This window comes from Streptomyces sp. NPDC019224, from assembly GCF_040632605.1.
Classification (GTDB): domain Bacteria; phylum Actinomycetota; class Actinomycetes; order Streptomycetales; family Streptomycetaceae; genus Streptomyces.
The window spans coordinates 28,147-47,025 of record NZ_JBEYCF010000002.1 but is presented as its reverse complement, the minus strand read 5'-3'; the positions used below and the strand labels follow the sequence as shown (position 1 = coordinate 47,025).

The window sequence follows — 18,879 nt, the reverse complement described above, 5'->3', positions numbered from 1 at the left end:
GTTGAAGCAACAGCACAGTACTCCGAGGGCGGCATGCCCGCCCAGAACCAATGATTGTGGCGATGGCCTTGCGTGGAAGTCCACCCGCTGACCCCCCGATGACACATCGTGCTGGTACGAGAGTGAGAATGCGGCCGCGCTCGATCGTTCCCGGCCGCCAGCGATGGGAAGTCGAGCACGTCCGCGGCAGACCCGCCGCGGCGCGCCTGGCCCAGACCGCACTCCTCCAGGCCCCGGGCATCGAGGAGGTGCACGTCAACCCCGTCACCGGCCGGGTGCTGGTGCGGCACGACCGCACCCTCGGTGCGCGGGAAGTCGCCCAGTTGCTGCGCCGGGCAGTCGAATGGACACTGGCAGCCCTGCGCAGCACCCCAGCAGACGTGTGGGGCCGCGACTCCGCCCGACAGCCGAAGGGGACCGACGGGGCGGGAACGCGTCACAGGCGCACCGGCCCCCACAGCAGCTCCGAAGCAGGACACCGCGGCGACGGAGGCGGTGCCGGACGCTGGCTTCCGAGGGTGATCGGGGCCGGAGGTGTGGCAGCAGCGGCCGTTGCCGGTGGGCCTCTCCTCCTGGCGCTGCTCAGTCGCCCGCTGATCACTCTCGGACTGGCAGCCGCTGCGACGGCAGCCGTCGTCCGGCGTGCGTGGCGCAGATCGGACAGCGCACACCAGGAGTCGGACGAATCCGCTCCGGACCGTCACGCCTTACGGCGCATCATCGGCCCGCACAAGCGGAAGTTTCGCTGGGCAGCGTTGCTGTCCGGGATCGCGCAGCTGGGGGAGATGGCGCTGTTCGCCCTGAGCCCTTCGATCGTGCTGTTGCTCGCCAAGGGCGGGAGCGCCACCCTGGCCGGGCTGGGCGTAGCCGGCGTCACCGCCCAGTTGTCCGTTCTCGTCGGCGTCGCCGGGGCGGCCTGCCTCGTGATGGCGGCTTCCGGCTACGGCGCAAGCGTCGTCTGGCGCCAGTTGGCGCAGGACATCGAGGACGACTGGCGCATCCGCACGTACGAGCACGTCCAGCGGGTGGCGCCGGCCGACCTGGAGAACGAGCGCGTCAGCCGGGTCAACGCCGTCCTGTCCGAGGACATCGGTCAGATCGGTGCCTTTGTCGGTTCGAGCATGCACGACGTCGTCCAGATGGGTACGAGCATCGCGTTGCTGGTTCCGACCTTCCTGCTGCTCGCTCCGCAGATCGCCTGGATCGCCTTCATGCCCATCCCGCTCATCGCGTGGCTGTCCTTCCGCTTTCACGAGCGTGCGGTCGCCAACCAGGCCACCTCCGACAAGCAGCGAGCACGGTTGAACAGCCGGGTGAGCGAGAACCTCCATGCTCATACCACCATCAAATCCGCGGTCACCGAAGACCACGAGATCGCACGTATCGCCGACCTGAATCGAAAGTGCAGTGAGGCCAATCGCTCGACCGGACGTAGCGCGGCGATTCCGCCTCAGATCCTGCGACTGGCCGGTGGTTCGGCTCTGGTCGGCACGGTGTTCCTGGGCGGCCGGTCCGTTCTCCGGGGCACGCTGTCGACCGCGGCCTTCGGTCCGCTGATCGAAATGCCGGGCATCACCATGCTGCGGCTGTCCCGACTGGGCAGCACGACCGACCAGTATCAGCGCACCGTCACCGCCCTGCGCCGGGTGGAGCGTCTGCACGACCTGCCTGTCGAACCCACCGAGGAGGGCCGTCGGATGCCGGCCCAACAGGTGAAAGGGGAGATCGAAGTCCGGAAGGTGTCCTTCGCCTACCCCGGTCGGCCACCGGCACTCCGCGGCACCTCCTTGGTCATCCCTCCCGGCCGTACCACCGGCATCGTCGGCACCAGCGGCGCAGGCAAGACCACCATCGCCAAGTTGCTTATGCGCTTCCACCATCCCGACCATGGACAGGTACTGCTCGACGGTGCCGACGTACGCACCCTCGCCCTCCCCGATCTGCGTCGCGCGATCGGATATGTCACCCAGGAACCGTTCCTGTTCGACGCGACGATCGCGGAGAACATCCGCTACGGCGCTTTCCACACCACCGACGATCAACTGGTCGCTGCCGCCCGCACCGCTGGGGCCGACGCCTTCATCGACACCCTGCCCGACGGCTACGCCACGCGGGTCGGTGAACGCGGCGCCGCACTGTCCGGTGGGCAGAAACAGCGCATCGCGCTGGCCCGTACCATCCTGAGCGATCCACCGGTCATCATCCTCGACGAGGCCACCTCCGCCGTCGACAACGAGACCGAGGCCGTCATTCAGCAGGCCCTACAGGCATTCGGGGCGGACCGCACGATGATCGTCATCGCCCACCGGCTGTCCACCGTCCAAAGCGCCGACCAGATCTACGTCATGGGGCCTGGCGGAGTCGTGGCCGAAGAAGGTCCGCACGAGGAGCTTGTGACGCGCGGCGGCACCTACACCACCCTGTGGAAGCTGCAGGCCGGCAAACCGGCCCTTGCCTGACGCCGGGGAACGCAGAAGGGACATACCGCAACCGGGTAACTGGCCAAGCATGGACCGCTGTGACAAGCGATCCGGGATGGACACCACGGCGTGAAAGGGGCACCACGGCCACTCGGCACCGGTGATGCGCGGGTGACCGAAGGTCGGGTGGTCAAGTGCCGGCGCTGCTCGACGAGGCGCGGAACCCCCTGAACCGCGAGCCGGGCACGCTCACGCCCGCCCGTCCGATCACGCCGCTGACGCCTGCCAACGCCACGCTCACCGGGGGCCGGTGAGGAGAACCAGGAGAGCTGTTATGACGCACGTAACGAATCCGTTCGAGGACGATGAGGCCCGTTTTCTGGTGCTCGTCAATGGCGCGGGCCAGCACTCGCTGTGGCCGGCCTTCGCCGATGTACCCGACGGCTGGATCGTTGCTCGTCCGGAGGAGACCCGGCAGGTGTGTCTTGAGTACATCGACAAGGTGTGGACCGACATGCGACCGCGCGGCCTTGTCGAGGCCATGGACGGTGGACGGTGATGTGGCCGGCAACAACGGCCGGCAAGTAGCGGTCGACGCACCCCTCGCCGTTCGTCGGCGCGAGGGCGACGAGCTCCCCGGCAGCCCGATACCTGGGCCTGCCCTGCGTGCCAACTACCCACTGCCCGGCTCTCCGGGCCTGCTGAGAACCACGACAAGCTGAAGATCACGGGCGCTTGGCTGCCGGCCACCAACTGTGTGCGTTTCCGTGCCGTGATTGATTGGCGAGCCCTGTGGGGTCTTCGCCTCGGTTGTATCCGCTCATCCTCAAGTTGCCTAGGACACCGCCGTGTTTTTCTCACAATCCTCTGTCGCTCTTTCCCGCCACCCTGGCCTGGAGGACTTCACTTCCCGAGTCACCGACTTTCTCGACACGAACCTGCCTGGCCCCGTCACGGAGGAGACAGCTCGGCCACCGTGGCTCGATCTTCGTCGGCGCGCCGCTCATGCCGGCTTGACGGGGTTCGATCTCGCGCGGCCACCGGCCGAGCCGGACAACGGCCTTGGCCTGGCGGGTGGCCAGGACGCGCATGCGGACGTTCCCCCGGGCCTCGGGCGAGTGGCCCAAGGGCTGGCGATGTTTCTGGCCGGGCGACGGGACTGCGACGCGCGGGAGATCTTCAGCTCGGGACACGGAGCCATGGCCCTGCGGTACGGCACACCCGTCGTCGTCCAGGAGGTCCGCGACCGTGTGGTGCACCGCGGCGAGCTGGCGGGCGTGGCGTCGAGCGAACCACACTCCGGGTCGGACCTGCGCGGCCTACGGACGGTAGCGGTCGACCATGGCGACCATCTGTTGCTCTCCGGTACGAAGGGCCTGGTCAGCCGAGTGGAAGAGGCCAGCGGATTTGTTGTCTTCTGCAAGGTGGTCGGGCCGGGGCAGGCTGCCGCGCATGACACTGACAGTGGGTGGCTGCGCGAGGTGCCCCTGTCGGCGCTCTGGGTGCCGACAGCGTCTGCCGGCATCTTCACCGACACCACCACCCCCTTGGGCCTGCGAGGTTGGAGCATGGGCCATCTGCACTTCAACCACGTACGCATTGGCAAGGATCTCCTGCTCGGATCCCCCGGCGACGGCCGCTGGATCTTCGATGCGCACTTCTCCAACTGGCGTCTGATGATGGCACTGGTTTGCCTGGGCGCGGCGACCGCCGCGATCGAGGAGACGATGGCCCGTGCCTGCCGACGCAGTGTGGGCCGGACGTCCCTGGCGAACGTTCCCTCTGTCGCGTCCCGGCTCGGCACTGCGGCAGCCGAGGTCCAAGCGGCCATCGCCTGGTGCTTCTCCCTGCTGGAGCGGATGGGACAGAACGGAGACGACGTCGACGTGGCGGCCTGCTCCGCCGCCAAGGCTCTCGCCACGGACACCGCCTATCGCGCCGTCGACCTCGCACTCCAGCTGCACGGCAGCGAGGGATACACCAGCTGCACCCCCATGGAGAAGCGCCTTCGGGACATCCGGGGGCTCCGCATCGCCGACGGGCCCAACGACACTCTGTACAGCGTCCTGGCCCAGTCCCTGCTTGCCGACTCCCGACCTGCCGTGTCCCTGGTGGCTCAGCGCCAAGCATGAGCTGCGGCCCGCTGCATCGATCAGAGTTCGCCGATTTGCGCGTTGTGGTGATCTGCGGAATGAGCCGTGCAGGGGCTCGTATCCTGGGGCCTGCTGAGCCCAGACGACGGTCCTTGCTGGGGGCCCAAGCCGGTTGTGCCCGTGCACCCAGCTAAGGGCTGTCCCGTCATCCCTGGTGGGTCAGCGCGCGGCGTCGGATGCGGTGCATCGCAAGGCGGAGGGGCGCCCGCATGCTGGGTGTATGCGGGCGTTCCGACAACGCGGCGAGGCGCCGTAGCTGTCGTCGTGCGCCCGCCAGGGATGACGGGACAGCCCTTAGAAGCCATCTCATTTGGGTGTCTCGGTATTCTGTGCGTCATGGTGGGGATCGTTGAACGGCTGGTGCCGGACGAGTTGTGGGAGTTGTTCCAGCGGGTGGTGCCGGAGGCGCCGTCGCGACCTCAGGGCGGTGGTCGGCGTCGGCACGGGGACCGGGAGGTGCTGGCCGCGATCGTCTTCGTGGCTACGTCGGGTTGTACCTGGCAGCAGCTGCCTCGGCGTCGTTCGGCCCGTCCGGAGCGACTGCCCACCGCCGGTTCTCGGAGTGGTCGAAGGCCCGGGTATGGGCCAAGCTCCACCGCCTGGTCCTGGACGAACTCGGTGCCCGCGGCGAGCTGGACTGGTCGCGGTGCGCGATCGACTCGGTGAACATGCGGGCCTTGAAAAGGGGGACCTGACAGGTCCGAATCCTGTCGACCAGGGCAAGTACGGGTCGAAGATCCACCTGATCACCGAGCGGACCGGTCTGCCTATATCCGTCGCGATCTCGGGCGCCAACGTCCACGACAGCCAAGCCCTGATCCCGCTCGTGACAGGCATACCGCCCATCCGCTCCCGCCGAGGCCCCCGTCGACGCCGGCCCGGAAAGCTCCGCGGCGACAAGGGCTACGACTACCGTCACCTGCGGCAATGGCTACGCCGACGCGGGATCCGGCACCGCATCGCCCGCAAAGGCATCGAGACCTCGCAGCGACTCGGCCGACACCGCTGGACCATCGAACGCAAGGGCGACCACTTCCTGGCCTTCACCAGCATCGCCTGCACCCTCATTTGCTACCGCCGACTCGCCAAATGAGATGACGTCTTAGGACCGGCCGGCTCGCAAACTTCCAGATTTCGCCTCACCGCGCAGCTCCGGCGCCCATGGCGGTACGTCGAAACACTCGAGCAGAAATGCCTTCGCTGCGAACTGATGGTGATCCGCTACGACTTGCGGGCTCTGTCGTAGCGGGTGGTCAGGCCTCGTTACGACACCAGATGGTTGCGGCAACGCTTGATGACGTCGCGGATCCTGCTGATGAGCACGCAGGTATGGAGAGTCAGCTGGGAGCCCGCACCGCTCGGGCACGCCCCGTCAAGCCGGTCCACCCATCCCACACGATGCCGTTGAGTCTGGGGTGGCCGCGTTCCTGCGTCCGGCATTCACGGGTCGCGCTCACCAAGCTGCCGAAACCGGTGCAGGTGCTAGACCATCCATGGAGCGGTTGACCGAGATTGTTTCGAAGATCGAACATCGCACGGTCGAGCAAAAGGGAGAGCGACTTGTTCAGGAAAGTTTATTCTTGAGCATCGCAAGATAAAATGGGAACTTCTTCACAGCCGCCTTCGGTACCACGTACACCTCTTCGCTTCCGCGCAAGTGATCGTTGATAACTAGCGTGCATTTTCCTTTCGTGTGACGCAATTCGGCGGAATACAGAACTTCCTCGATTGTGGTTTCGGTCACCGCGGAGGACTCGCCGGGCGTGGATGCCTTCGTAAACACTTCTGCCCCAATCTGGAGTTTGGTACCTAGCAGCTTGCTCCATGACGCACGCTAGGCCAGCCGGAGATGGAAAAGATCACTTAAGGCAAGGGTGCACCCGAAAGGGTGAAAATCATGGATCATCCTGGTGGGGCGTCTCCTCGTAGCGTTACGGTTGGGCTGTGAGGGCACTGTCGGAAAACCCGACAGGCTATGAGAAGGGCTGCACCGACTATGCTTCCTTTGATTCCTGTCTTCTTGGTTGGAGCGGTATCGGCGCCTCTCATCAAGAAGATCGCGCGGGGGACTGTTAAGTCTTCCGTGAAATTGGTGTTGGATGCCAGGCGAGTCGCTCACGAGATCAACGAAGATCTGAGTGACATTGCCGCTGAGGCGACCGCCGAAGTGTTCGCCGCCGATCTTCAGGAAGGATCGGAGATGCCGCGTCAGACCGTAAAAAAGGCGCGCTCGAGTACCGCGACCACCTAAATTAAATCCTTGCCCCTTTTGGCGAGTCGGGCGAGCCGTTTGTAGCAGCGAAGGGCTGCGGCGAGTCCGACAAGGCCAGGTAGGTGCGTGGGTGGCGTGCGCTGCGGTGGTTGAGTCTGCGGTAGCCGGTCAGTCAGAAGCCGTATCTCAACCGATCATGGAACGTGTGGGTCGAACGCGTTTCCCGGGCGGGTGATCTTCGGTTGGCCGGTGCATGAAGGCGGGGCCCCTGGTAGCTCGGAGGTGCGAACCTCACCGAGCGGCCCAAGGAGACCCCGTTGTCCTAGAGGGCTCCTGGAGCAACCACCCGCGCTCGCCCAGGCGTTTCGCCTTCGAACGCACCCCCTCGACCTTCGCCGGCACCGACGTGTCCAGGCCAAGGGCCGCTGCGATGTCCTTGGCCCGCATCGCCTCGCCACCCGGCCGGTCCTGCAGCACGTTGACGATCCGCTGATTATCGAGCGAGAGCACCGACACCGGCAGCTCCTCCCGCCAGGGCGGCACGATCACACCCGGAACCGGCGCGGACACCGACCCGGGCAGCACGGCGGGCGCCGTCTCCTGCCCGCCCTCGGTTTCCGTCACGGCCGTGCTCTCTGCGGCGGACGCGGCCAGTGCCTCGACGAGCTCCTCGCGAGCGATCACCCGGCGGTCCAGCTCGACCTCGCCGGCCTCCAGCGCCACCGTCGCACGCGCCGCCTCCTCGCGCAGCACCTCCACCCGCTCACGAGCACAAGCCTCCCGCGCTTCCAGCAACCCCAGCATCGACGTCATCGCGCACCCCTCGACGATCAGGCAGAAACAAGACGCGGGATCACTTGGCGGATTCAATCGGTCGTCGCAACACCTTGATCATGGAGGTGCGCGATGGGACGAGACCAGCAGCAGAAGGCGCGGGAGGCGCCTGCTGGTGCGCGACGACAATGGGCGGCGGATCGGGCGATGCGACCGCCGATGCGTTCACCGGGTCGGCCGGAGCCTTCCCGAGCGGTGCAGCGGGACTTCTGGCGGCGGATCGCGTCGGGAGTGACGACGGCAGAGGCCGCGGCGGCCGGCGGCGTTTCATGGCCGGTCGCAACCCGGTGGTTCCGTCACGCTGGCGGGATGCCACCGATCAGCCTGGACGAGCTCACGGGCCGCTATCTGTCGTTCGCCGAGCGCGAGGAGATCGCGCTGCTGCGCGCCCAGGAGATCGGCGTGCGCGAGATCGCCCGCAGGATCGGCCGCGACCCGGGCACGATCTCACGCGAGCTGCGCCGCAACGCGGCGACCCGAAGCGGCAAGTCGGTCTACCGGGCCCTGGTGGCGCAGTGGAAAGCACAGCAGGCCGCGAAGCGCCCGAAGACGGCGAAGCTCGCGGGCAACGACCAGTTGCGGGAGTACGTGCAGGAACGGCTCGCCGGCCATGTCCGCCGCCCTGACGGCACGATCGTCACCGGCCCTGAGACGCCCGCGTGGAAGGGGCTGAACAAGCCGCACCGGCAGGACAGACGAGGGGTGACGGCATGGAGCCCGGAACAGATCTCCCACCGGCTCCATGCCGACTTCCCCGATGATGAGTCCATGCGCATCAGCCACGAAGCGATCTACCAGGCGCTGTTCATCGAGGGCCGTGGCGCGCTCAAGCAGGAGCTGGTCACGTGTCTGCGTACCGGCCGGGCGCTGCGGACTCCCCGCGCACGGTCACAGAACAAGCCGCAGGGGCATGTCACCGTTGAAGTTCCCCCTCTCGGCTGGACAGCCGCAACGAATGCCTCAGACCCTGGTTGTTCACCGTGGTCAGAAATCTCGTCATCGACCACTACCGGGCACGCCGGATCAGGCCGGTGGAGCTCGTGCCCGTGGAGGAGCTGGACACATCCAGCGACAGCACGGCATCCACGATCAACTCCCCTGTGGTGGTGCAGGCCCTGGGGGAGCTGAACGAGCAGCAGCGAACCGTCATCCGCCTCATGTACTTCCTGGAACGCAGCGTGAACCAGGCTGCCGAGTACCTCGGCATACCGCCCGGCACCGTCAAGAGCCGTGCCTTCTACGCCATGCGGGCGTTGCGCAAGGAGCTGGAGAAGCAGGGGATTTTGGGGGTGTAGCCGCCGCGAGGCCACGTGCCCGCCGGGGAACCGCCCACTCGCTGCGGCGGGCCCCGGCGGGTTCTGCCTTACGGCAAGGCGGCCCAGTCGTTGGATCTGCGCGGGCGGCACGGGGCGGTGGGCGGCAGCCGGCGGTCAGCTTTCGAGCCGGGTGCCGCGGCGCCATACGGCCCGGGTGTTGAGGGTGTCGCTGATGGTGGTGGTGGGGTCGCCGTCGACCAGGAGCAGGTCGGCGCGCAGACCTTCGGCGATGCGGCCGCGGTCGGTCAGGGCGAAGCGCCGGGCGGTGGTGGAGGTGGCCGCGCGCAGGGCCTGTACCGGGGTGAGGCCGGCCCGTACGAGGTACTGCAGCTCGTGGTGGGCACTGGCGCCGTGGGCGAGTCCGCCCAGGAACGGCATCGCCATGGACACATCGGTCCCGGCCAGGATGTCGACACCGGCTTCGTGCAGCGCGCGGACGGACCCCAGCACGTCGGTGATGTTCCCCTGAGGGTAGTGGTTGAAGCTGCTGCGCAGCGTCTTCGTCCAGGCCTCGTCCAGGCGGGACGCCACCCGAGGGTCATCGGCCAGCTCGTCACCGCTGATGCCCATCATTGAGGCGTCCAGCACGACGCAGGGCACGACGAAGGCTCCCGAGTCCCGGATCAGCGTGATGATCTCGTCGGTGTGCGGGCCGTCCATGAACAGGTGGACCAGGCCGTCGATGCCGGCCTCGATCGCCATGCGGGTCGCGTCGATCGTCAGTGTGTGGGCGACGGTGAGCATGCCGAGCCGCTTGGCCTCGGCGACGCCTGCGTTCAGGGTGGCCCCATCGAGCATCGGCAGGCCGGGGTGGCCTTCGACCGAGCCGTCGTCGACCATGAACTTGATGTAGTCCGAGCCGCGTTCGATCAGCTGCGGAATGAACCCGACGGCCTGCTCGGGAGTGCTCGAGAACGGCATCAGCGGCGCCGGCCCGGCCGGCCGGGCCGCACCGGGCGGCGGGCCGGGGCGGAAACCCTCGGGGAACAGTTCGCTGGGGTGGCCGCCGGGCGGGGTGATGCCGAATCCGGAGGAGCGCACGTCCGCCAGGGCATCGTTACCGGTGATGTGCGCACGGTTGTCGGCGGTGTTCGTCCCCTGCATCTCCAGCTCGGTCGTCACCCCGAACCGCAGCGCCAGAGCCAGCGACTCCGCATTGGTGTGGACGTGGGCGTCGATCAGGCCGGGCAGCAGCGTTCCGCCCCGCGCATCCACGATCTCGGCTCCCGCGGGCGCCTGCCCGCCGACCGCCAGGATCCCGGTGGCGTCGAGGACGACGGTGCTCGCCTCCAGCGTCCGGTCGCCGTCGAAAACCCGTGCGTTGATGATGGCCGTGGTGCTCATGGCTGTGTCCTGTCGTTGTCCGTCCGAAGCGGTCACCGGTCCTGCCGGCCCCACGCATCTCCTGCGAAAAGCAGATGCGTGCATTGTTGCACGTAATTGTGTGTTGCAGTGATCTGGGGCTACGCTGTCACGTGTGAACAGCGGAAACGAGACTCAGGACGACGCGCTGCTGGACGCGGTCGGTGCGGCGTTCGCCCGACTGCGCCGCCGCACCGCCCTGGTGGACGTCGATCCGCCCGTCACGCGCAAGGACATGGCCCGCAACCAGGTCATCAACATCGTCGACGAGGCCGACGGTGAAATGACCGTCGGTGGCATCGCCTACCAGCTCACCGTCGACTCCTCCGTCGCCAGCCGGATGGTGAGCGACTGCATCACCGCAGGCCTCCTCGTGCGTGCCGCCTCCCAGCGCGACGGCCGCCGCACCGTGCTCCACCTCACACCCGCAGGCGTCGCCCTGCGCGACCGCTTCAGCAGCCAGCACCGACAGGCCTTCGAGCACATCACGCACGACTGGCCCCAGGCCAAACGCCTCGAATTCGCCCGAATGCTCATCGACTACGCCGACGCCGCCGCCGAACTCGGCACCCGCACCAGACCCTGAACGGCCACGGACCCGCCGCGAGAGTCCGCTGATCCACGGCTACCCGCTCGACGGCCACTCCTGGGAGAAGCAGTCCGCCGCACTCCTGTCGGCCGGCTACCGAGTGATCACGTACGACCGGCGCGGTTTCGGCCGCTCCAACCGGCCCACCACCGGCTACGACTACGACACCTTCGCCGCCGACCTGAACGCGGTCCTGGAGACCCTCGACCTCAACGACGTCGTTCTGGTGGGCTTCTCCATGGGCACCGGCGAGGTCGGCCGCTACCTGGGCACCTACGGCTCCGCCCGGATCGCCAAGGCCGCCTTCCTCGCCTCCCTCGAACCCTTCCTCCCTCAGGACCGACGGCAACCCCGGCGGCGTCGACGGCACCCTCTTCAAGGACATCGAAGGCGCCGTCACCGTCGACCGCTACGCCTACTTCACCGAGTTCTACGAGAACTTCTGCAACCTCGACGAGAACCTCGGCACCCGCATCAGCGAGGAGGCCGTCCGCAACAGCTGGACCGTCGCCGCAGGGTCCTCCTCGTACGCCTCCCTGGCCTGCGTGGCCACCTGGTCCACCGACTTCCGTGCCGACCTGCCCAAGATCGACGTACCGACGCTCATCCCGCACGGCACCGCCGACCGCATCCTGCCCATCGAGGCCACCGGAGAACGTTTCCACCAGGCCCTCCCGGAGGCCGACTACGTCGTCGTCGACGGCGCGCCCCGCGGCCTGCTGTGGCCCCACGCCCGGGAAGTCACCGACGCCCTCCTCGCGTTCCTCGCCAAGTGACCGGCGGCCGACACCCCACCTGCCGCGAGGCATCGAATTCCGGGGATTCGACTCCGCGCTGAACGTTTGTGCCGGCTTCTCCGTCGAATCGGAAAGGAGGGGCGATGGTCAGACGGGGTGCACCGAGAGCCGCCGGCGTCCAGGGGCGGAATCTGGCGGCCGAGGCTGATGTGGGACTGATCCGTACCGTGCTCGTCCTGGGCGGCGTGCCGTGGGCCGATCTTGAGGATGGGGTGCAGCAAGTGCGGCTGAAACTACTGGAGTCCGGTGCGAGGTCCGCTTCGGGTGCCATCCGCAGCCCCGAGGCCTGGGTGTCGGTGGTGGCTTCCCGAGTGGCCCTCGACTGGCATCGGGACCGGTCGAAGGACACCGGTCTCACTGAGCGACTGACTCGGCGCTGGGAGCAGCGCCCGCCCGTGGGGCACCCCGAGGACGACCGGCTGCTCGCCCTGGCCGTTGCCGCGGGTCTGGACGAGCTCACTGCGCAGCAGCGCCAGGTATTGACGCTGCGCTACTACGCCGATCTCACGGTGCGGGATATCGCGGCAGAGGTCGGGATACCGGAGGGCACGGTCAAAAGCCGCCTCCATCACGCTCTCGCGGCTCTGGAAGACCGGCTGCGCGACCGGGAGGTCATCTGACATGTCTCATGAGACCGAAGGTTCCGAAGCGCGGCTGCGCAAGGCCCTGACCTTGATCGGCGACGAGGTCGCACTTCCCGAACCGCCCGACGAGGGGCATGCGCGCCGGGCCCGGCTCCGCAGGCAGGCGCCCGCGGCCGCGGGCGCTCTCGCAGCAGCTGCCGCGTTGGCCGTCGGTGTTCTCGTGTTCCACCCGGACCGGCAAGGCCCGTCAACGAGTCCGTCCACTCAGCCCTCACAGCCGGCTGCAGGGGAGGGCCAGAGCCGCACGGAGTGGATCGCCTGCGCGACGACCATCGCGATCGGCGACGTGGTGGCGGTCGAACCAGGCACCGAACAGGGCCGGTTGACCATCACCTTCAACGTCCGGGAGTGGCTCAAACCCGCACAAGGCGCCGAACAGATCGCGATCGATGCCGTGGACCCGCGCATCGACGGAGTCCAGGACCCCTGGGAAGTGGGCGGGCACCTGCTCGTTGTGGTGCCGCAGCGTCGCGATATGGCCGTCGATACATTCAGCGGGGAAAGGCTGGGGAGATTCCGTGCTCAGGTGACGCAGGGGCTCCCGGACGCGAAAGGCGCACCCTGCCCGTCACCCTGGCGGGCAGGGGACAGCCCTTAGGGCGCAGCAGTGGGGATTCCGCGCGATATCTCAACAACCCGGCTTGACCATAGGTCATGGGGCGGCGCGTCGGATCGACCCGCGGACCGCCGGGAAACCGAAGGGGCGGCGCGTATCGGTGCCGCCCCTTCGGGCCGCCGGCCGTGGCCGGCCCGGAATCAGCCGAGAGAGACCGTGACGCGGTGGGTGGCGCCCATCGTCCCCTTGAGGCCCGTCAGCTTCAGGCGCATCTCGGCACCCGTGGTCACCTCCGCGACCCGGTCCGTGCGGGACACCACCGCCCGCACCCGGTGATGCCAGACGACGGTGAGCTCCTCCGCCAGGTGGGTCGGGTCGCTGACGCAGAGCGTCGCCGTGCCGTCCCTGTTCAGGCGCACCAGCACGGAGGCAGGCGCGTCCGCGGTGAGCGCGCCGACCGTGCCGGGCCGCCAGAAGTTCACCGCGGTGACGCCCAGCCGCGCCACCCGCACGCCCTGCTGATCCGCCGTGTTGGCCAGCGTCCGCAGCCAGCCCCGGTCGGCGGCGCGCCGGGCGGTCGCGCGCGCGTCGGCCCCCGGCATGAGGATGTGCGCGTACGAGGCGTCGACGGGGTCGAGTCCGTGGTCGTGCCAGAGCGTGGCGTACCCGCGGGTGAGCAGGGGGGCCGGCGCGCTCATGGCGTTGATGTCGGCCCAGGAACCCGTACGTTCGTCGCGCAGCGTGCACAGATCCGCGCCCTGGGGGAAGACGTATCCGGCGTGGCCCGCCAGGTGCGCCCACCCGGCGCCGGGGAAACGGTCCTGCCGGCGCCGGTCGGAGGGCAGGATGCGTCCGTCCACCGTGAGGGCGGCCGTGCCGGACGCGCCGAGGTTGCGGTTGTCGACGACGGTCTCCGCGGCGTACCCGTCCGCGGCGGTGATCCCCGCCCCGAGGCAGACGATCGCGTCGTCCAGGAAGAACCAGGACTTACGGGCGGTGAGGGTGCTGCCCACGCCCTTGAGGTCCTGGCCGACGGCCGCGTACTCGCCGTCCGTGGTGCCGCCCACCCAGGACCGGTCCGAGCGGCCGTTGCCCCAGCCGCCGCCCGCCCCGTCGGCCAACGGCTTGGCGGTGACGGTCGTGCCGGGGAGCCGGTACGGATCGACGGTGGGCCAGAAGGCGTCGGAGTACTGGTCGTTGCCGAAGTCGGCGCCGTACCACTGCAGCATCCCCGAGCCGCTGTGCCAGCCGTGCAGGTGCTCGCGGTTGAGGCATTCGTACGGCTGGATCCGGCTGGAGTACATGCTCAGCGCGGCCGCCCAGCCCGCGCGCCGGTGCACGGCACGGTCCATGGCCGGGAAGAGGCGGTGCTCCACCGGCTCGGGGCGGGCGCGTACGGAGGGGTCCCGGGCGAGTGCGGAGAGCCGGGCGATCGTCTGCAGGTTCGCCTGGGGATCGGTCAGGACCGGCCGGACCGTCTCGCGCTCCAGCCAGCCCTTGACCATGCCGCGCCACCGTTCGCGCTCATCGGCCGGGGCGCTCTCGGCGAGCAGCGCGATGCCGCCGAGGAACCCCTGGCCGCGGGAGTGGTCGTCCTGGGCGACCGTGGCGGTCTGCTGCAGCCCGCGGCTGATGGAGCGCCCGCACACGGCGTCCATGACCAGACCGTTGTACAGCCAGGGTGCGAAGGCGTTGTCGACGGCGTCGAAGACGTGACGGCGCTGCGGGTCGGTCACCTCCCAGCTGGAGCCGGCCAGCAGCGTGAAGAGCTTGCCGTAACCGTCGAGCATCACCGCTCCGTACGAGCCGGTGTACGCCACCCACAGGTGCTGGACGAACGAGCCGTCGGCGTAGAGCCCGTCGCCGCTGGTGACGTAGGGGAAGCCCTGGGAGAGGCCGTCGCGGGCGCGGGCGATCCAGGAGGGGTCCTTGCCGACGACGCCCCGCACGGCCATGGTGCGGGCGCCGTCGGTGAGATTGCCTCCGGTCCAGCCGTCGAGGGTGGGGTGCCAGTGGTCCAGCGAGGCGCAGGAGGCGGCGATCTCCTCGGCCGGGAGGTGCTCGTACATCAGGGCCAGGACGTCGGTGAGGGCGAGCGGAGTGCCGATGTCCCAGTCCCAGCTGTTGCCGAAGCGGGTGGTGGACGGGTTGTAGACGGTCTCCCGGATGTGTGCGAGGCCGGTGGCGACGAGCGGCGGGACGGAGGCGTGGCCGGTGAGGCCGGTTCCGGGCTGGTGGTAGGCCTGTGCCAGGGCGTTCAGCCGCTGGTAGCTGCCGGTGATCGCGGCCGAGTCGGTGAGGAGCGGCAGATCCGGCCAGAGCGATCCGGCGGCCGGGGCCATCGTGTCCCGGTGGCCGGCCGCGGTGTTCGCGAGTGCGGTGAGCCGGGTGCGGAACGGTTCGACGGCGGGGTCGATGCCCCGGCCGAGGATGATGTCGCGCCAGACGCCGCGCAGCCGGTCGAACTCGTCCGCGTCCGCTGCGGCCGCGGGGTGCGCGGCCGTGAACAGCGTGCCTGCGGCGAGTGCGGCTCCGGACGCGTGGAGGAAGGCGCGACGGGACCAGAGGGTGGTCATGGCTCTCTCCTGGGATGGGTCCCGGCCCTACGCGCGGTGGAGACGGGAGGGTGGCGTTCCACGGGGCGCTCCGTCCCGTGGCGGGTCACTGGTGCGGTCTCGCGGGTGCCGTTCCTCGACGGACGGCACCCCGGTGTCCCGGCCGGACGCCGCGGGCGCCCGGCCGGCCGTGGTTACGCGGGGGGAGCGGGGTGGGCCACGAACGCCCCGTTGCCGCAGGAGACCGCGTGGATGCGGCCGGCGGGGTCGATGGCCACCCCCTTCCAGCGCACGGCCCCGTACTCGGTGGGGTGGATGTCCTGCCAGCTGCCCCCGTCGTCCTCACTGACCAGGACCCGGGCCGGGGTGTCCGTCCACCACATCGGCTCGCACACGACGGCCAGCCGCCCACCGCGAACGGCCACCGAGGTCGCGTTGACCGGGCCGGGATCCGGCGCCAGCACGCAGCTCCAGCTCTCCCCGGAGTCCTCGCTGCGCCACAGCCCGTGGCCGACGAACCCGGCGTACAGCCGGCCGGGCCGTTCGGGGTCGGCCAGTACGTGGGACAGGACGGCGAGCCGGTCGCGGCCGAACGGCAGTCCGGCGTCCGCCCGCCGCCAGCTCGCGCCGGCGTCGTCGGAACGGAAGACGCCGAGCGACCACTCCCCGGCGTAGAGCCGGCCGGGCACCGAGGGGTCGCAGGCCAGCAGCTGGTTGGCCCCCGCCGCGTTGCGCTTCTGGTAGACGACGCACGGCAGCAGCTCGCTCTCGATCCAGTCCTCCTCGACCGGCAGCCGGTGCACGGTGTCCGGGAAGGGCCCGGGCAGCCGGTGCCAGGTGAGACCGCCGTCGTCGCTGCGCTGCAGGCCGGCGCTGTCGGGGCTGTCGTCCAGGTCGCCGTCCACGTACGCGTAGAACCGGCCCTCCTCCGTGGGCGAGGCGGCGAGGGCCTGGACGAAGCGCTTGCCGTGGAAGGTGCGGACCACCTCGTTGGTCAGGCCGCCGTCGGTCGAGCGCAGGATGCGCGCGTCGCGGACGTTCCGGCGTTTGGCGCCCGCGCCGAACAGGATCAGGCCGGGGTCGTGCGGGCCGACCGCGAGAGCGGCGCTCGGGGCGTACCCCTTCCCGAACGGCCGGTAGCCGCGCCCGTCGTCCTCGCTCACGGCCGGGACGTGGTCGGCCGGCGTGACGTAGAGCCGTCCGGAACGGGGGTCGGCCACCACCGCCTCCAGGCAGGTGGTCTCGGTCCCGGAGAATCCCTGACCGGTGAAGGTGCTCCCGTTGTCGTCGGTCCGGGAGACCCCGTAGTAGCCGGTGATGAAGAACGTCTCCGGCTTGTCCGGGTGGAAGACGAGCTCGCTGATGGCGTCGCCGAGCACGGCGGGGGCGTCGACATAGGCGGGGTAGTCGGTGATGTCCGCTTCGGTGTACGTCTCCTTGAGCGGTCGCCAGGTGACACCGGAGTCGAGCGTCTCGTGGACGGGGATGTCCGGGGCGCCGAAGTGCGGGGCCGTCAGGTAGCGGCCGGGCCGGTGCGGGTCGCGGCGTACGAAGTCGTACTGGAGGTCCGTCTCCAGACCGTCCGCGCAGCGGGTGAACGTGAGCCCGCCGTCCGTGGAGCGGTACACGCCGTCGCGGGCGGCGGCCAGGACCAGGTCCGGGTCGTCGGGGTCGAGGGCGAGACCGTTCACCGACCAGTCCGGCAGCCGGTGCCGCAGGGTCCAGGTCCGGCCGGCGTCGGCGGAGACGTACAGCGAGCCGTGGGTGCCGCGCGGCACGTCGCCGTGTTCCAGGATCACATCGGCGAGCGGGGCGTCGCCCATGGCCCAGAGTCCGGAGATCCCGTTGTCGCCGATCGTCCCCGCGTACACCAGCCCCGGCACGCCCGGGTGGTGCACCACGCAGCCGATCCGCTCGCCGCCGAGGCCCTGCGGGCGCCAGTTCAGCCCGGCGTCGTCGCTGGCCCACAGTCCGGCACGGTAGCCGCCGACCAGGACCCGGGACGGTTCGAAGGGGTCGAAGGAGCAGACCTCGCCGAAACAGCGGGTCGGACCGTTGCCGTAGAAGTCGACGTCGGTACAGACCTCGGTCCAGGTCGCGCCGTGGTCGACGCTGCGATGGATCGATCCGTACGTACGTCCGCCGCGGGCGTCGCCGGAGCAGCGGAGCACCAGCCCCGGTTCGAACGGGGACGGGACGAGGGCGGCGACCATGTGCTCGTGGGCGCGGGTCAGACCGGCGTTACGGGTCTGCCAGTGCGCACCGCCGTCCTCGGACACGAAACAGCCCGCCACATCGCAGCGCGCGTACAGCCGCTGCGGGTCGAAGGGGTCGAGGGCCAGGCCGGTGATGTAGCCGCCCCCGCCGAAACGGCTCTGCTCCCAGCGCCAGGCGCTCATGCGATCCGCTCCAGGTCATCGGCGTGGACCTGACCGGCCAGGGGCTCTCCGGCCGCCCAGCGTTCGGCTTCCCGCACGGCGAACTCGCCCAGCAGCCGCAGTTCGCTGCCCAGGGCTCCGGCGATGTGGGGGGTGACGAAGACGTTCGGCAGCGCGAACAGGGGGTGGTCGCCGGGCAGCGGCTCGGGCTCCACCACGTCCAGAACGGCGTCGATACGCCCGTCCGTGCAGGCCGCCACCAGGGCGTCGGTGTCCACGAGGGCGCCACGGGCGGTGTTGATCAGTACCGCGCCGTTCTTCATCAGGCCCAGCCGGCGGGCGTCGATCATGCGGCGGGTCCCGGGCAGCAGGGGTGCGTGCAGGGTGACCGTGTCGGCGGTCGCCATCAGTTCGTCGAGCGGCATCAGTTCGGCGCCCAGCTCGCGGGCCTGCGCCGGGTCCAGGTACGGGTCGGTGACCAGCAGCCGGAATCCGTGCGGCCGCAGCATGTCCAGCACCAGGCGGCCGATGCGGGAAGCGCCCACGACGCCGACGGTGCGGCCGTGATTACCGGTGTCCGCGCTGGTGGGGTAGGCGCGGAAGCCCTGCTGGGGATAGGCGGCGGCGAGCGGGAAGGCCCGCTTTCCGGCCAGCAGCACGGTGGCGAGCGTGAACTGCGCCACCGGGCGGGCGTTCGCCGCGGCTGCCGACGACACGACGATGCCGCGTTCCCATACCCGGGAGGAGGCCACGGCGTCCTTGACGCTGCCCGCGGCGTGGACGACGGCCTTGAGCCGCGGAGCCGCCGCGAGCACCGACGCGTCGATGGGCGGGCAACCCCAGCAGGTGATCAGCAGTTCGGTCCGGGCCAGGGCCTCGGGCGCCGCGGCGAAGTCGGTGACCGCCGGGCCCGGCGCCAACTCGGTCACGGCCCCCAGCCGTTCCAGGAGGTCGAGTGGCAGCACATCGGCGGTGAGCGCGGGGTCCATGGCCAGCAGGGCGGCTGGTCGGGGGTGGACGGGCTGGGCGGGCAAGGTGGTCACTCCAAGCTGTGGAAGCGCTT

The 18,879-nt window shown here is 69.5% G+C and carries 13 protein-coding genes and 4 pseudogenes; 12 read left to right on the top strand and 5 right to left on the bottom strand.

What is annotated here, in order from left to right:
* Positions 1–128: 128 nt before the first annotated feature.
* The 5 genes and pseudogenes from ABZ564_RS01705 (at position 129) to ABZ564_RS01685 (ending at position 6,824) form a co-directional block, all read left to right on the top strand.
* Positions 129–2,459: an ATP-binding cassette domain-containing protein gene (locus ABZ564_RS01705; RefSeq protein ID WP_360847787.1), complete on the top strand. Its 2,331-nt coding sequence runs from the start codon at positions 129–131 to the stop codon at positions 2,457–2,459.
* A 295-nt stretch (positions 2,460–2,754) separates the two neighbouring features.
* Positions 2,755–2,979 carry an MbtH family protein gene (locus tag ABZ564_RS01700; protein WP_360847784.1) on the top strand — a complete coding sequence of 75 codons (225 nt, stop codon included), beginning with the start codon at positions 2,755–2,757 and terminating at the stop codon, positions 2,977–2,979.
* A gap of 289 nt (positions 2,980–3,268) precedes the next feature.
* Positions 3,269–4,552: an acyl-CoA dehydrogenase gene (locus tag ABZ564_RS01695; RefSeq protein ID WP_360847781.1), complete on the top strand. Its 1,284-nt coding sequence runs from the start codon at positions 3,269–3,271 to the stop codon at positions 4,550–4,552.
* Between the two features lie 300 nt (positions 4,553–4,852).
* Positions 4,853–5,666, top strand: a pseudogene (locus tag ABZ564_RS01690) (IS5 family transposase).
* Positions 5,667–6,569: 903 nt separating this feature from the next.
* The gene (locus ABZ564_RS01685) at positions 6,570–6,824 is read left to right on the top strand and encodes a DUF5132 domain-containing protein (RefSeq protein WP_360847778.1); all 255 of its coding nucleotides are present in this window, start codon (positions 6,570–6,572) and stop codon (positions 6,822–6,824) included.
* 252 nt (positions 6,825–7,076) lie between these two features.
* Here the strand turns inward: ABZ564_RS01685 and ABZ564_RS01680 are convergent, their stop codons facing one another.
* The gene (locus ABZ564_RS01680; RefSeq protein WP_360847775.1) at positions 7,077–7,598 is read right to left on the bottom strand and encodes a hypothetical protein; all 522 of its coding nucleotides are present in this window, start codon (positions 7,596–7,598) and stop codon (positions 7,077–7,079) included.
* Between the two features lie 330 nt (positions 7,599–7,928).
* On the opposite strand from ABZ564_RS01680, the pseudogene ABZ564_RS01675 reads away from it, so the two are divergent.
* Positions 7,929–8,546 (top strand): annotated as a pseudogene (locus ABZ564_RS01675) (helix-turn-helix domain-containing protein); the annotation flags it as partial.
* A gap of 53 nt (positions 8,547–8,599) precedes the next feature.
* Positions 8,600–8,914 carry a sigma-70 family RNA polymerase sigma factor gene (locus tag ABZ564_RS01670; protein ID WP_360847772.1) on the top strand — a complete coding sequence of 105 codons (315 nt, stop codon included), beginning with the start codon at positions 8,600–8,602 and terminating at the stop codon, positions 8,912–8,914.
* A gap of 135 nt (positions 8,915–9,049) precedes the next feature.
* Here ABZ564_RS01670 and ABZ564_RS01665 read toward each other — a convergent pair whose 3' ends face one another.
* Positions 9,050–10,279 carry an amidohydrolase family protein gene (locus ABZ564_RS01665; RefSeq protein ID WP_360847769.1) on the bottom strand — a complete coding sequence of 410 codons (1,230 nt, stop codon included), beginning with the start codon at positions 10,277–10,279 and terminating at the stop codon, positions 9,050–9,052.
* 133 nt (positions 10,280–10,412) lie between these two features.
* On the opposite strand from ABZ564_RS01665, the gene ABZ564_RS01660 reads away from it, so the two are divergent.
* The 5 genes and pseudogenes from ABZ564_RS01660 (at position 10,413) to ABZ564_RS01640 (ending at position 12,925) form a co-directional block, all read left to right on the top strand.
* On the top strand, positions 10,413–10,883 hold the full coding sequence (locus ABZ564_RS01660; RefSeq protein WP_360847766.1) for a MarR family winged helix-turn-helix transcriptional regulator: 471 nt from the start codon (positions 10,413–10,415) through the stop codon (positions 10,881–10,883).
* Positions 10,884–10,911: 28 nt separating this feature from the next.
* Positions 10,912–11,421 (top strand): annotated as a pseudogene (locus ABZ564_RS01655) (alpha/beta hydrolase); the annotation flags it as partial.
* Positions 11,342–11,662, top strand: a pseudogene (locus tag ABZ564_RS01650) (alpha/beta hydrolase); the annotation flags it as partial. The pseudogenes ABZ564_RS01655 and ABZ564_RS01650, both read left to right, overlap by 80 nt.
* 104 nt (positions 11,663–11,766) lie before the next feature.
* The gene (locus ABZ564_RS01645) at positions 11,767–12,303 is read left to right on the top strand and encodes a sigma-70 family RNA polymerase sigma factor (protein ID WP_360847763.1); all 537 of its coding nucleotides are present in this window, start codon (positions 11,767–11,769) and stop codon (positions 12,301–12,303) included.
* A 1-nt stretch (position 12,304) separates the two neighbouring features.
* Positions 12,305–12,925 carry a hypothetical protein gene (locus tag ABZ564_RS01640; protein ID WP_360847760.1) on the top strand — a complete coding sequence of 207 codons (621 nt, stop codon included), beginning with the start codon at positions 12,305–12,307 and terminating at the stop codon, positions 12,923–12,925.
* Positions 12,926–13,083: 158 nt separating this feature from the next.
* On the opposite strand, the gene ABZ564_RS01635 is transcribed toward ABZ564_RS01640, so the two are convergent.
* The 3 genes from ABZ564_RS01635 to ABZ564_RS01625 all read right to left on the bottom strand — a co-directional run bounded on the left by ABZ564_RS01635 (position 13,084) and on the right by ABZ564_RS01625 (position 18,859).
* A complete protein-coding gene (locus tag ABZ564_RS01635) occupies positions 13,084–15,459 on the bottom strand; it encodes a polysaccharide lyase 8 family protein (protein WP_360847757.1) in 2,376 nt (791 codons plus the stop codon).
* Positions 15,460–15,632: 173 nt separating this feature from the next.
* Positions 15,633–17,837 (bottom strand): hypothetical protein, encoded by a 2,205-nt coding sequence (locus tag ABZ564_RS01630; RefSeq protein WP_360847754.1) that lies wholly within the window; start codon positions 17,835–17,837, stop codon positions 15,633–15,635.
* On the bottom strand, positions 17,834–18,859 hold the full coding sequence (locus tag ABZ564_RS01625; RefSeq protein ID WP_360847751.1) for a hydroxyacid dehydrogenase: 1,026 nt from the start codon (positions 18,857–18,859) through the stop codon (positions 17,834–17,836). Before ABZ564_RS01625 ends, ABZ564_RS01630 begins: the two co-directional genes overlap by 4 nt.
* Positions 18,860–18,879 lie beyond the last annotated feature (20 nt).